The sequence below is a fragment of the Thermodesulfobacteriota bacterium genome, assembly GCA_035559815.1.
GTDB lineage: Bacteria > Desulfobacterota_D > UBA1144 > Nemesobacterales > CSP1-2 > DATMAT01.
In genome coordinates this window covers 23,987-38,103 of sequence record DATMAT010000018.1, presented here as the reverse complement: position 1 = coordinate 38,103, position 14,117 = coordinate 23,987, and the positions used below count along the sequence as shown (strand labels likewise).

General features: G+C 45.8%; 12 protein-coding genes and 1 pseudogene. 11 read left to right on the top strand and 2 right to left on the bottom strand.

What is annotated here, in order from left to right:
• Positions 1-771: 771 nt before the first annotated feature.
• Entirely contained in the window at positions 772-1,971 is a 1,200-nt protein-coding gene (locus tag VNN20_03865) for a phosphoglycerate kinase (protein HWP91321.1), read from the bottom strand.
• Between the two features lie 343 nt (positions 1,972-2,314).
• Here VNN20_03865 and VNN20_03860 point away from each other — a divergent pair, with 343 nt between their 5' ends.
• The 4 genes and pseudogenes from VNN20_03860 to VNN20_03845 all read left to right on the top strand — a co-directional run bounded on the left by VNN20_03860 (position 2,315) and on the right by VNN20_03845 (position 4,458).
• Positions 2,315-2,716 carry a trehalase-like domain-containing protein gene (locus tag VNN20_03860; GenBank protein ID HWP91320.1) on the top strand — a complete coding sequence of 134 codons (402 nt, stop codon included), beginning with the start codon at positions 2,315-2,317 and terminating at the stop codon, positions 2,714-2,716.
• Between the two features lie 279 nt (positions 2,717-2,995).
• A pseudogene (locus VNN20_03855) lies at positions 2,996-3,220 on the top strand (glycoside hydrolase family 15 protein).
• Positions 3,200-3,469: a glycoside hydrolase family 15 protein gene (locus tag VNN20_03850; protein ID HWP91319.1), complete on the top strand. Its 270-nt coding sequence runs from the start codon at positions 3,200-3,202 to the stop codon at positions 3,467-3,469. The pseudogene VNN20_03855 and the gene VNN20_03850 overlap by 21 nt, the downstream one beginning before the upstream one ends.
• Before the next feature lie 305 nt (positions 3,470-3,774).
• Positions 3,775-4,458, top strand: a complete 684-nt coding sequence (locus tag VNN20_03845; GenBank protein ID HWP91318.1) for a response regulator transcription factor — start codon at positions 3,775-3,777, stop codon at positions 4,456-4,458.
• 18 nt (positions 4,459-4,476) lie between these two features.
• On the opposite strand, the gene VNN20_03840 is transcribed toward VNN20_03845, so the two are convergent.
• Positions 4,477-4,863: a VanZ family protein gene (locus VNN20_03840; protein ID HWP91317.1), complete on the bottom strand. Its 387-nt coding sequence runs from the start codon at positions 4,861-4,863 to the stop codon at positions 4,477-4,479.
• A 44-nt stretch (positions 4,864-4,907) separates the two neighbouring features.
• On the opposite strand from VNN20_03840, the gene VNN20_03835 reads away from it, so the two are divergent.
• The 7 genes from VNN20_03835 to VNN20_03805 all read left to right on the top strand — a co-directional run bounded on the left by VNN20_03835 (position 4,908) and on the right by VNN20_03805 (position 13,810).
• Entirely contained in the window at positions 4,908-5,549 is a 642-nt protein-coding gene (locus VNN20_03835) for a methyltransferase domain-containing protein (GenBank protein HWP91316.1), read from the top strand.
• A gap of 431 nt (positions 5,550-5,980) precedes the next feature.
• The gene (locus VNN20_03830) at positions 5,981-7,228 is read left to right on the top strand and encodes a replication-associated recombination protein A (GenBank protein ID HWP91315.1); all 1,248 of its coding nucleotides are present in this window, start codon (positions 5,981-5,983) and stop codon (positions 7,226-7,228) included.
• A gap of 472 nt (positions 7,229-7,700) precedes the next feature.
• Positions 7,701-8,708 (top strand): FAD:protein FMN transferase, encoded by a 1,008-nt coding sequence (locus VNN20_03825; protein HWP91314.1) that lies wholly within the window; start codon positions 7,701-7,703, stop codon positions 8,706-8,708.
• A 318-nt stretch (positions 8,709-9,026) separates the two neighbouring features.
• The gene (locus VNN20_03820) at positions 9,027-10,418 is read left to right on the top strand and encodes a hypothetical protein (protein HWP91313.1); all 1,392 of its coding nucleotides are present in this window, start codon (positions 9,027-9,029) and stop codon (positions 10,416-10,418) included.
• Between the two features lie 181 nt (positions 10,419-10,599).
• Positions 10,600-11,163 (top strand): FMN-binding protein, encoded by a 564-nt coding sequence (locus tag VNN20_03815; GenBank protein ID HWP91312.1) that lies wholly within the window; start codon positions 10,600-10,602, stop codon positions 11,161-11,163.
• Between the two features lies 1 nt (position 11,164).
• Positions 11,165-11,650, top strand: coding sequence for a hypothetical protein (locus tag VNN20_03810; GenBank protein ID HWP91311.1), 486 nt, complete (start codon positions 11,165-11,167; stop codon positions 11,648-11,650).
• 603 nt (positions 11,651-12,253) lie between these two features.
• Positions 12,254-13,810, top strand: a complete 1,557-nt coding sequence (locus VNN20_03805; GenBank protein HWP91310.1) for a sigma 54-interacting transcriptional regulator — start codon at positions 12,254-12,256, stop codon at positions 13,808-13,810.
• Positions 13,811-14,117 lie beyond the last annotated feature (307 nt).

Below are 14,117 nucleotides of genomic sequence, written 5' to 3'. Positions count from 1 at the left end.
GGAAGGCTTTTATGAAAAAATCTCAAAAGCGATCCAATGTATATTGTTGCCGAAGTTAAGGTAGCTGGAGGGACGCCCACCCCCCCCTCATAGCAAAGGCTTCTATGAAGCATATGCAGATGGTCGGAGCGACTTTCCATCTTTCAGCTACCTTACAAACATATTACACTACCTCATGCTCAACTTTAAAGCCCCGTTCATCCTGAGTGTAATAAATCCCCTCTTGAGAGGGGTGTCACGTTGTGACGGGGTGTGTTACCCTTTCCCCTTGACGGGGAGACTACTGTTAGTGGGTCTTATTGCCGTTCGTACTGAGCCCTTTTAACATGCCGCTCATCCTGAGTAGTGAGGAAGTCGAAGGGTACCCAGGCAACCAATTGTCGTCTCTACAGTAATGCAATCTTGAGTTGTATTCATGTTGAACAAACTGTAACGACATTGCTAATACGCACATTCGTGTAGGGAACGCAGATCTGTCCTGAGCCTTACGAAGGATCTGCGTTCCTTACATTTTCAAAGCGCATGTACTGGACACTTCAGTAAATGAGTTATGGGTCACAAGCTTAATCGGGTATCTATAATTAGAAACTGGATTCCCGCTTTCGTGGGAATGACGGATGGGTGGATTCCCACTTTCGTGGGAATGACAAGTTAGTTGATCCCTGCTTCTGCAGGATTAACAGTCATGAGCTTAGCGAGTTAATTTCACCTTGGGAAATTTTCTCAAGGGAATGAATTGTTACGATGTTGTAATTCTCAAACTAAGAATATTTACTTTCTGTCATTAAGAATCGAAATTCCAGGCAGTTCGTTCCCTCCGAGAAATTCCAGAGAAGCGCCTCCGCCGGTGGAGACATAATCAACTTCCGTTTCCAGAACCTCGGCTTTCCTCAGAGCTGCGGCTGTATCTCCACCTCCTACTACAGTGCGCGCCCCTCTCCAATAGGCAAGAGAAAGCGCCCTGGCTACGTCAATAGTCCCATGGGAAAATTCGTCTATCTCGAAAGCCCCCATCGGGCCGTTCCAAAATACGGTCCCTTGTCCTTTCATTATCTCGTGTGTGTACCTGAGTGCGGTTTTCTGGCCTATATCAAACCCCATGAATCCACGGGGGATCTCTCCTTGAACCAACTTTGCCTTGGCCCTTTTCTCCATGCTCGGCGCAACCACATGGTCTTCCGGCAGGAAAATCTTTTCTTCGCTCTTTGTCAAAACTTCTTGAGCCCAGTCCAGGAAATCCTCCTCTATCAACGATTCCCCGACAGAGATACCTTTGGAAGAAAGGAACGTATATGCAACCGCTCCGCCTATGAGCACTCGGTCTGCCTTGCTTATAAGATTTTTAAGGGCGCCTATTTTGTCTTTGATCTTAGCCCCGCCTACCACTACGGTGAAGGGTCTATCCGGATTATCCCTTAGCTTACCCAAGACCTCGATTTCGTTTTGAACTAAAAACCCGGCCAATCTCTCTTTGAAAAAGGGAGCTATTCCGTAAGTGGAAGCGTGCTTTCGGTGCGAGGTGCTGAAGGCATCGTTAACATATATGTCGGCCAGCGAGGCGAGCTCTTTACTAAAGTCGTTATCGTTTGTTTCCTCCTCTTTATGAAACCGCAGGTTTTCTAGTAGCAAGACTTCCCCTCCTAAAAGCTCCTCAACCTTCTCTTTGACCTTTTTGCCCACACAGTCGTTGACAAACTTCACACCCTTGACCCTGAGCACCTTGGAAAGCCTCTCCGCAACCGGTTTTAGAGACAAATCGGGGACTACTTTCCCCTTCGGTCTCCCCAGATGGGAGGCGAGTATGACCGCCGCTCCTCTATTGGCTAAATACTCTATTGTTCGAATCGACCTTCTGATTCGGTAATCTTCTCTCAACCTACCTTTTTCTATGGGGACGTTAAAATCAACCCGCACAAATACCCTTTTGCCTTTGTAAAAATCATCAGGCATATCGGAGATAGCTATCTTCATTCATGAGCCCTCCTGGGTTTGTATTTTGAGGTGCCGGGTACACTCTGCCATTTTATGAGATATCGTTTTCTCACAAACTCCGGGTCGGGGAATATACAGCATGATGCTCGAAAAAGACCTTAAAATATATCAAAATAACTTCCTGTAGTCTAGAAAGGACGCTTAGCCTTGGCAATTATCACTTTGAGAGAAAAATGAAAGCAAGAGGAGAAAAAATGGTTATTAAAAAAGTCCCAAATCTCTATTATTGCTATCGACTTTGTGGAGTAAATAATTTTTCAAAAGCCACTCTTGATTTACCACCGCTTTTCCATTATTCTCGCCAGCGATCATGAATCTTGCGATGGATAGAGTTTACAAGCGACTGGAGGATTATGGCGTCATAGGCAACCTGGAGACCTGCGCCCTGGTCGGAAATGATGGGTCTATAGATTGGTGCTGTTTTCCTCATCTGGAATCACCGAGTGTATTTGCGGCTATATTGGATGCCGAGAAGGGCGGATATTTTCGGATAGGCCCGAAGCATGGCGTTCAGGCTAAGCAGTCCTACCTGGAGGATACCAATATTCTTCAAACTACATTCCAATGTGAGTCAGGAACTGTTGTACTGACTGATTTTATGCCGGTCATAGAAGGCTCTTACTCGGATGCTTCCGGGATCGTGGTACGAGCCATAGCGGAAGCGTCGAAATGCAAGTGGATTTTAAACCTCGATTCGATTATGCCCGTGTCCTGCCCGACCTGAGGCTGGCTGATAGCGGAATAGAAGCTAGATGGAATGATCAAAAACTTTTCTTACAGTCACCGTTTCCCTTTGAGATCTATGACCTAGTGGTGTTTTTACTATCAAAGAGGGTGAAACCAAATGGTTTATACTCCAGTACGGGAGCAATAAAATAATGAGTCCTGAGCGATGTAAGGACCATATAGAGAAGACTACTAATTATTGGCTGGAGTGGGCACATGATTGTGAATCTTCCCAATGTGTTTTTGATGGTCCATGGCATGAGGAGGTTTTAACCGAAAGTTAAACAGCTTCGTTCAATACTTCGATGCGGATGAGCTCGACGCCTCCTGTCTCTTGATTCCCTTGATGGAATTTCTGCCCTTCGGAGACTCCCGCGTGCAAGGCACCATAGATGCTACCATGAAGCGACTGATGAGTGAAAAGGGATTGCTCTATCGTTATGAGGGCGAGGATGGACTAGACGGAGAGGAGGGCACTTTTGTGCTTTGGACATTCTGGCTGGTCAATGTGTTGACCCTTTCCGGACGTGTTGAAGAAGCGGAGAGGATATTGCCGAGTATTTTAGAATACGTAAGCCCATTGGGATTACTGGCGGAAGAGATAGATACCAAATCGCATGAGCAACTAGTGAATTTCCCACAGGCATTCAGCCATATCGGGCTGATAAACAGCGCGCTCTACCTAGGTATGGCAAGGGGGAAAAAGCAGATAGGCCCGGAGCCGGCCGGTACCGGGTCAAGGCGTGCCTAGTTTCCCAGCCTTCCGATTATCTGGCTGCTAATGCCGCCTTTTCAAATCAAGTCGTTTTGATGTTAGATGCAGAAATTATTAATTATATGGGATAGTTGTGCCTGTATATTAATACAAATCACTATTATAGTAAAAGTAATATTTTAATATATATAAGTTTGTACTTGACATTTATGTGTAAACTATACTAAAATCATTACCAAGATTACCGTATTCACCGAGGATGGAATTGGTCCAAACTTAATATATATAATAGTATATATACATATTTACTATTATCTGTTGTTGCTGAGGTAGGCTTACACTTGTCGAGAAAATTCTCAGGTTTCGTAAGCGGCGAAGATGTGGGGGGTGTAATAATGAACGGCGGGAAGTCTTTAAGGTTAGGTTTGGTCTCAAATTCTGGTTTTTTGCTGGAGGGCCTGCGTAGAATTTTACAGGAACAGAGCGATATCGAAATAATATTTGAAACCACCAGTTTGGATTTAGCGGTAGAGCGTATTAGAAATACCGTAGTCGACATACTTTTTATCGACAATAGAATCGTCACTAAGGATAATCAAAGACTGCTAGGTAGGGTCAATCGCATAAGTCCTCTTACCAAGATTATAATGTTTGATGTTAAAGACGGACAGGAATTAGATTCTCTTAATGTCATTCATATCAATAAAGAGACCGATTCATCCGAGCTGATCCACATTTTAAAAGCGGCCTTTTTAAACCACGTAGTACCTGAAAATAAGCCCGCCGGAATAGGAAAAGAGAAGGTCTTACTCTCGAAAGGAGAGATAAAGGTGCTGGAGTTGGTCGCCAATGGCCTGAGCAACAAAGAGATTGCCAGGAAACTTTCTATCCGGGAAAAGACGGTTAAAGCGCATCTAACCAGCATATTCGATAAGCTTGAGCTTAGAAGCAGGTATCAGCTTATAGCCTACAGAAGAAGACCTAATAATCAAAAGTTTGCAAGGAAGTCCTCTCCGCAGTTTTAACCTAATATCTTCGATTGTTCACCTGCTATTTACCAAATTCCGGCCAAGCTGGACAAGGAAGAGGAATAATAACCACCCGGCCATACCTCCAACGCCGTCCGCAAGAAGGTCGAGTAAGCTAAAGTTTCTCCTGGGCACGAAAATTTGATGAATCTCGTCGCTAAGCCCGTAAAGAACTATGAAAAGGCAAGTTACCAGTCCCGATTTGACGGCGGACTGTTGTGGTTTGAGATTATGCAGGAAATGTGAAAATACCAAGCCGAGAACCAAGTAGAGTAAAAGATGTACTAATTTATCGTTAAGACGAAGACCGGATATAAATCCTCCCGATAGCGAAGAGAGATAAAATATAAATGCACAATAAACGACTAATAAAACTCCGGAGAGCAAAGTCTGTCTTTCCATGGATAAGGATGATAAGATTAACCGAATCCAGTGTTTAATCAAAAATTTTTGAGCGTCCATTTTCGGATAGTTATCAAGAGGTCAAAGACGAGATAAAACAAAAATACAACCGTTTTGCTCCGTGGTACGATTTTATGGTAGCAATGCCGGAGTTCCTGGGCATAGGAGCACTGCGCAGAAAAATTTTGGAAAAGACCTCTGGCGAGGTTCTTGAAATCGCCGTCGGTACGGGAAGGAACCTAGTATACTATCGGCGGAACTGCCGGATTACGGCAGTGGACTCAAACACGGCGATGCTGGGGATAGCCCACAAGCGGGCTAAAACGCTCGGTCTTAAGGTTAACTTTCTGGTTATGGATTCGGAGAGTCTTGCCTTTCGCGAAGGTAGCTTTGACATAGTCGTAGATTCTATGGGCATCTGCACATTTCCCGACCCTTTAGCCGCGCTCAAAGAAATGGCCCGGGTGTGCCGGGATGGAGGTAGAATTCTACTCCTCGAGCATGGTCGAAGTGACCGGGGTTGGATAGGGCGCTGGCAGGACAGAAGAGCAGAGGCCCACGCCAAAAAGCTTGGCTGCCGCTGGAATCGTGAGCCTCTAGACCTTGTGCAGGAGGCCGGGTTAAAAATAATATCAGCTGAGCGAAGGTTTTTTGGGATCTTCCATCTGATCGAGGCAACGCCCTAGCGGATATACCTCCGCTCATGCTGAGTTTAATCGAAGTATGAATTTAAAACGTAAGGAGTTTGCCCTTCGACCCTCTTCGACAAGGACAGGCTTTGAGTGTAGCCGAAAGGCTCATGGTTCGACTCCGCTCACCATGAAGGAAGGGCAATCTCATTCTAATACCACTTCACCCTGGAGTCCTTCGGCCTAGTTTATCTTGAGCGTAGCCGAGAGGCTCGGGATAAACTAAGACGAAGGGTGAAGCGGGTTTCAACAGGCTCTCTAATAGGGCAAATGGTATTACCAGGGATTTAGCGGATTGCAATTTTTTAATTGATTTCTTTTTCGTAACCATCTAATCTTTTCAGGTGGCAAAGAAGTTTTCAAAGCCAGACAAGGATAGCACTTCACTCTTTAGTCCCTTAAAATCCGCGGCTCCTCTTGCCGAAAGGATACGTCCCAAGAATTTCGCCGAGTTCGTCGGCCAGGACCATCTTATTGGAAAATCCGGTGTGGTCAGCCGGATGGTCGAGGGTGGAAATATTCGTTCGATGATTTTTTGGGGACCGCCGGGCACCGGAAAGACGACCCTGGCCAGGCTTATTTCCAACAAGCTGGATGCGGATTTTTTTCAGATAAACGCCATCTCATCCGGTGTTAAGGAGCTTCGAGAGATTATAACCCGGGCGGAACAGTCTCTCGAAACCGGCCGGCGCACTATTTTATTCATAGACGAAATACACCGATTTAACAAGGCACAACAGGCGGCTCTTCTTAAAAGCGTGGAAGACGGGACCATTATTCTTATCGGTGCGACGACCGAAAATCCCTCCTTCGAAGTTATATCTCCGCTTCTCTCTCGCTGTCAGATTTACGTGTTGAACCCGCTTAATGATTCGGAGCTGGAGACTATATTAAACCGGGCTTTGACCGAGGACCAGTTAATAAAAAACATTGAACTTACGCCCGATGCCAGGGAGGAACTGGTCCGGTTATGCGGGAGCGATGCCCGGGTTATGCTGAACGCGTTGGAAGTAGCGATTGACCTAAGTGGCGAAAAGATTCCAATCAAGATTGATAAAGCTAAAATTAGAGAGGCCTATCAGGTACAACACTACAAGTACGACCAGACCGGAGAGGAGCATTACAACACTATCTCAGCATTCATAAAGAGCGTTAGAGGGAGCGACCCCGACGCCGCTGTTTACTATCTGGTCCGAATGCTCGAAGCAGGGGAAGACCCGAAATTCATCGCCCGGCGTCTGATTATTCTGGCATCCGAGGATATAGGGAATGCAGAGCCGTATGCGCTCACCTTGGCCACTGCATGCTTTACCGCTGTGACATACGTAGGAATGCCCGAGGCCAGAATAATATTGGCCCAGGCTACGACCTATCTGGCCAGCTGTCCCAAGAGCAATGCAGCCTATGCCGCAATCGGGAAGGCACTTTCAGACATTCAGGAGAAACCCTATCTTCCTATTCCTGTTCATCTGAGAAATGCCCCGACTAAGTTGATGAAGGACATAGGCTATGGAAAGGATTACCAGTATGCCCACGATTTTGAGGGTCATTTTGTGGAGCAAAACTACTTGCCCGAAGAGCTTAAGGATAGAATCTACTACCTGCCAACGGAAATAGGGAGAGAGGCTAATCTAAAAAAGTACCTCGAAAAAATATGGAAAAAACGCCGAAAATAGATGAATTAAACAGCAATTTGCCCGAGAGTTATTGGTGTATTGTGATTGCGAAAATATTTGCCCTGCTCAGTATAAAATTCTGTGATGCAATATGACACAAGGTGTCATTCCGAACGAACGTGAGGAATCTTGTTGGTTTTCAGGATTTCTGAATGCTAAGATTTCTCCCTGTGGTATTCGAAATGATAGATGAGTAGCGGATGATAGAACAATGGTTGTATCTCCTGTACCACAAACCGCTCCTGTCATTTCGAAGAATCTAATGAGCTTGCTTTTTCACTATTGCCTGTCTTGCACAAGGCCAAATGCCCCTGGCAATAATGATATTCTTGGGGTATTTTGTGGTGGTGGATTTGAATAGACGAATAATGGTGGGGACTGAGTTGGAAACGTACTGTTATATTTCTCCAATGTAGTGGCACACTGCAGCGTGCCACTACCATAAATAGCAAATGAAAAGGGCAACACAAAAATGAGTTTGATACTACCCCTCTTATTCTCCATCACTCTTACACCCAAACCTGTCCTGGTGGAGAGAGCTTTTTTCGTAATGGGAACGGTGATTGAGTTCAGGCTCTATTGCCAGACTAAAGAATTATGCAACGAGGCTATATTCGATGCCTACAGCGAGGTGAAGAGATTAGACGATATGCTCAGCAACTACAAGACCGATAGCAATCTCTCCCTGGTGAATTCCCAAGCCGGGAAAGGAAGGATCAAGGTTCCCCCAGAGTTTGTCGAGCTTACCGAGAGAGCCGTTTACTTCTCCAATTTGACCGATGGGGCTTTTGATATAACCGTGGGGGATCTCGTTGACCTCTGGAGAAATAGCCAACAAAAAGACGACATGCCCGATGAGAAAACGATAAAGAGAACGGTCTCCGAGTGCGTAGGGTCAAAGAAAATAGCACTCTACCCTCGGGAAAAAGAGATTCAGTTAAAATCATCCTGCCTCTCCATCGACTTTGGCGGAATCGGGAAGGGATACGCTGTGGATAGAGCTTTAAAGATTCTAAAGGCTAATGGGATTGAAAGCGGCGTGATAAACTTCAGCGGAAATATCTATGCAATCGGCTCGCCGCCCGGGGAGGAGGGTTGGACGATAGCAATTAGACACCCGCGAATGAAAGAGGAAGCGCTTACTTTCATCAAAGTCAGGGATATGGCGGTTTCTACCTCCGGTGATTACGAAAGATATTTTGAGATAAACGGCAAGCGCTTCTCCCATATAATTGACCCTAGAACCGGATATCCCGTTGAATCCGTTCCATCCGTCACCATAATTGCAGAAAATGCAACCGATGCCGATGCCCTTTCCACCGCCGTGTCGGTCATGGGAAAAGAGAAATCCGTCGAGACCCTTGAAAAGCTAGAGAGGGTAGGGTCGATTATCGTGACCGGGCATAAGGGCAATCTTTCTATTTATAAGGATTCTTTCTTTAAAGGTTTCGAGATTCCTGAGTCTGGTTCCCTTCAATAGCTGGCAAACTCGAGATGAACTTATCTTAGCATAGTAATTACCTAAATAAGCAGCCGGGCTCGTTGCTCAAAGTGAAATAGTTATTTATTGATGTGTAGGAACGCATATACTTCGACCCTGCTCAGTACAGGTATGCGTTCCTTATAGCTTTGTCCATTTGCTTGCCATTGTATAAATTGGGCTAACACCCTAACTCCTCAGTCTGTCCCCGATTTTTTCTTTATAACTCTATTATCTTTTAACCTCTTGACACCCGGTCAAACTCTGGTAAGTTGATTCTGAAAATGATTATCAATTTAATTAAAGGAGGATAAAAATATGAAGGAGAGGGCTTCACATCGCCTTTGGTTTAGGTTAATGATGGCCTTCATGGCCGTCTTTTTCGTTTTTTCTGGTTTAAACGCCTCAGCCCAGGATGCGAGTCAAGAAGAGCGTATAAAGGAGCTGGAGAAGAAGATTCAAAGCCTCACCGATGAGGTTCAGAGCCTCCGGTCTGAGGGGATTCCAGACCAAAAGGTAAAGGAGATTGAAAGAAAGCTGGATGTCCTTGCCGAAGAGATAGAAAACATCAAATCTGCCGCCGTGGTTGAGGAGCCGACATACGAAATGATATACGGGCAGGGACCGGCTGCCTCCAAGGTTTATCTAGTGGATAAGGGCGTATCCATAGGTGGTTATGGCGAGGCCAATGCTCAGTTCATTCACGGTCAGAGTAATATCGCCGATATGCTCAGGGCTGTTTTGTATTTTGGCTATAAGTATAATGATAGGATTATTTTCAACTCCGAGATAGAATTCGAGCATGGCAATACCGATGAGAATGCGAATGGCCAGTCGGGAGAAGTAGCGGTCGAATTTGCTAATTTAAACTTCCTGATTAACGATTACGCCAACCTGCGGGCCGGGCTCAACCTTGTTCCCATCGGCATAATTAACGAGGTACACGAACCGACGACCTTTTTCGGTGTCTTGAGACCAGATGTCGAGAGATTTATTATCCCTACTACATGGAGGGACCTAGGAGTTGGAGTCTTCGGTCAGGTCATACCCGGTCTTAACTATAGGGCTTATGTGCTAAACGGGCTTGATTCAAGAGGCTTTACCGCCAGCGAAGGTATAAGAGGAGGAAGACAAAACGGGAATAGGCCGAGAATAAACGACGTGGCCTTTGCTACAAGAGCAGAGTACAACGGAATCCCCGGACTAGTATTGGGCGGTTCCTTCTACATAGGGAATTCCGGCCAAAATGAAAGCGTAGATGGGGAAAAAATAGGCGGCTTGGTCCAGATATATGAGGCGGACGCTCAATTTCAGTGGAGAGGGTTGGAGGCTAGGGGACTCTTTGCCTGGATCGATATAAGCGACGCCGGACTCATAAATCAGAATAACGGATTTACTGGAAATCAGTCTGTGGGGAGCGAGCTTTATGGTTTCTACTTAGAGGCTGGATACAACGTACTGTCCCTGGTTGACCTCGGTCCTTATCTCGAATACTTTTCACCTTTTGTCAGATACGAGAAATACAACACGCAGTATAAAGTCCCTTCCGGGTTCTCTTCGGACCCGGCGAACGACCGGCAGCTCGTCACATTCGGCTTTAGCTACAAGCCTATACCTCAGATAGTAATAAAAGCGGATTACCAGTGGAGAGACAATGAGGCTGACACTGCAGACAACCAGTTTAATCTGGGTATTGGATATGTGTTCTAAGTCAGGTTAAATATTCGTGCATGCTGTATTTAGTTGGGTCTCGTTTAAAAGTGGCTAAGAATCAAGTCCATTTGATAGCAGGGGCAGGTTTATACTGCCCCTGCATTTTAAACTCTACCCGGATTTAAGCTTGTTTGAGAGATTAATTCCTGTTCAAGATCTCAAGGCGGGTATTTTTTTTATGAAAAAATTATCGATTTTAACAATCTTTTTCATTTTAGCCATACCCGCTCTTGCTTTCCCCAAGGTTTACATGACCAGGGACGAGGCTTTGAAATTGGCCTTCCCCGGGGCAGACCGCGTCGAGAAGAGACACGTTTACCTCACCGAAGAACAGGCCAAAGAGATAGCATCCACGGCCAGAACCAAGCTTGAATCGAAGTTATACCTATTTTATGAGGGAAAAAGAGGAGATGAAACGCTTGGCTACGCCGTTATCGATACCCACTTATTGAGAACCGTGACCGAGACAATAATGGTGGTCATAAATCCGGACGGAACGCTCAGGCAGGTGGAGATCCTGGCCTTCTTCGAGCCCCCGGATTACATGCCGCCGGATAGCTGGATAAATCTATTTAACAAGAAAAAACCGTCGGATTCACTGCAGGTGGGAAGGGATATCCCCAACATAACCGGGGCTACCATAACCTCTAACTCGATGGCCAGCTCGGTAAGACGAATAATGGCCGTATTCCAGTCGGCGGTGCTGGGAAAGAATAAGTTAGCCGCAGAGGTAAAGGACTAAATTGAGATTTTTCATATCCGGGGATATAAGGACAAACAGCCTCTTAAAATTAGTCATAGTCTTTACCCTAATATTCTTTTTTTTCCTCTGGTTGACCAACCTGCTTTTATACCTGAAAATCGGTTTTAGCTACAACTCGGTGGTTGATTACTACAGGGGTAACGAAGAGACGTTCAGGCCGGCCAAAACCTACATAGGGATGCTCGAGGAAGCCCATTTCCATTTCTTTTCTATGGCCATAATCCTGGTAACCCTTAATCACCTGATTCTGTTTACCGGAATCAGAAGCCTTTGGAAACTGCTTATAATACTGGCCTCGTTTGTTTCGGCATTCGGAGATATCGCCGGCGGCTGGCTCATACTCTACGTAAGCCCTCTCTTTGCCTACCTGAAGATTGCCTCGGTGGTCATACTGCAAATTTCCTTGGCGGTACTGCTTATCCTGGTTACCTGGTTTCTTTACCAGAAGCAGAAGGCGGTGAATTAGTCCTATTAAATGCTCACAAGTCAGGTCGTTATTGATGTGATAACGACTGGATTTCGAGGATTGACACAATGAAAGCAATCTGCTTTCACTGAGCACAGCCTGTCCCGCTGTGCCGAAGGATCGAGAGACGTAAAAATACATCCTTCGACCCTGCTCAGGATGAACGGATGTATATCCGCTGAAAATGACTAATGAAATAACCATGTTCGGCCGGGGTAGTCAGCTAGTCAAACTGCTCATGATTCAGAGCCTGTCCTGAGTAGTTCCCCGATTAAATCGGGGAAGGATGAGTGAACCCCTCTCCTATTAGAAAGGAATAAACACCCCTGCGACCAGGCTAGAGTTTCTCATCTGGCTTTGCTAGAATATATAGTTTTGTAGGGAACGCATACATGCGTTCCTATTTTCCTTATCTGGTTTTATTCTTGGTTAGATGGTTTGATCATTCATTCATTAGAAGCTCATTTCGGTAAGCCTATATCGATATCCTTGCCCAGATGGTCCTTACGATACCTCACATACAACAATTACATTGACGCTTCTTCAGACTCTGTGATAGAATCCTTTTTGTTAGGGTATGAGAAGGGGCTTTTGAGCAGCTAGATGATGAACTCCGGCGGAGTGAATAAAGAGAAAGAAAGCAAATTAGTACACAAATACTCTACCCTGTTTGACCTCTGCCACATGATGAGCTTTGAGAAGGATTTGAATATGCTTCTTGACTTCTTGGTAAAGAAGTCGGCAGAAGTGGTGGAGGCAGACCGGGGGACTATTTTTCTCTTCGATGAGAAGAAAGACGAGCTTTGGTCTAAAGTGGCAATCGGGATTACTGATGTAATACGCTTCGATGCTAATTTGGGAATAGCCGGAGAGGTTCTCAAGTGGGGTAAGGTAGTGAATGTTGATGATGCTTACATGTACCCTAGATTCAACCCGGAAGTAGATAGACAAACCGGTTATATCACAAAATCCGTTCTCTGTGTCCCCATGAAAAACATCGATGGAAGGCCGGTTGGTGTATTACAGGTATTGAACAAAAAAGATGGTCTTTTTTCCAAGGAAGATGAAGAGGTTCTGGAGATATTCGCTTTTCACGCGGCCGTGGCGATAGAGAACGCCCGGCTAATAGGGGAATTGGAAGAGGCAAAGTCCAGGCTAAAACAAGAAAACGTTCTCTTGAGAGAAAAAGCCAAGGGCAGATTCTTTGTCAGCAACATAATAGGAGCCAGCCCTAAGGTACAAGAGATTATAAAGCTTATAGAAAAGGTTGCGGATAGCCCACTAAGCGTCTTAATTACCGGAGAGAGCGGCACGGGTAAGGAACTAGTTGCCCGTACCATCCATTACAATAGCTCCCGCCTGGAGAAACCCTTTGTTGACATTAACTGTGCGGCACTGCCGGAGACTCTGCTCGAGAGCGAACTTTTCGGAATTGAGAAAGGGGTAGCTACCGGGGTAGAGAAAAGAGTAGGAAAGATTGAAATGGCGAACGGCGGAACCTTGTTTCTCGACGAGATAGGGGATATGAGCCTTGTGGCCCAGGCTAAACTCCTCCGTGTGCTACAGGAGAGAAAAATGGAAAAGGTTGGGGGAAGGAACACAATCCAGGTTGATGTCCGTGTTATCGCGGCCACAAATAAAGACTTGAAGAACGATATACAAAAAGGGAGTTTCCGTGAAGATTTGTATTACCGCTTGAATGTCGTTCACATACACATGCCGCCCCTACGTGAAACGAAGGAAGATATCCCCACTCTCGCCCAGTATTTTCTGATTGGCTTCACGAACGAGCTGGGAAGAAGCCCCATGCGCTTTTCTCCGGGGGCGATTGACTGCCTGGTGAGATATAGCTGGCCCGGAAACGTGAGGGAACTCCAGAATGAGGTAAAGCGCGCTGCCATACTAGCTGAGAGTGAGGTAATCGAGGAGAGTGACCTTTCCGAGAATATCAGGGATGAAGTAAGAAGTAGGGGCACATCGCCATGTGCCCCTAAGGAAGTAGATGTCGATTTTTCGAGTGTAACCTTAGAAGAGATGGAGATCCACATGATAAAAGAGGCGCTCGGAAGGTGCGGAGGAAACAAACAGAGGGCTTCTGAGATTCTGGGGCTAACCAGGCAGGGGCTGATAAAGAAGATCAAAAGGTATGGGTTGGGTTAATTCATGCAGGATATATTGGAGGTCAGAGGAAAGTCGGATGTCGGACAAGAATGATTAAGCCTGGCCTAAGCGAAGGCGAAGGAGTGGGGGTGCTTCACCCTCCCCTTCATCCCCTCCCATCAAGGGAGGGGAAATTTTCGTGTTATCCTGCAGCTTGCTGCAGGGTGGTTCATTCCCGCACGTTACCCGGTTGATGCTTTCGGATACAAGCTTTATCGGGAATCCATTTTAACTAAACGGTTTGTGGATTCCCACTTTTGTCAGAATGGCCTTTGAGCTTTGCTACGAGTATTTGAACCAAATTGTT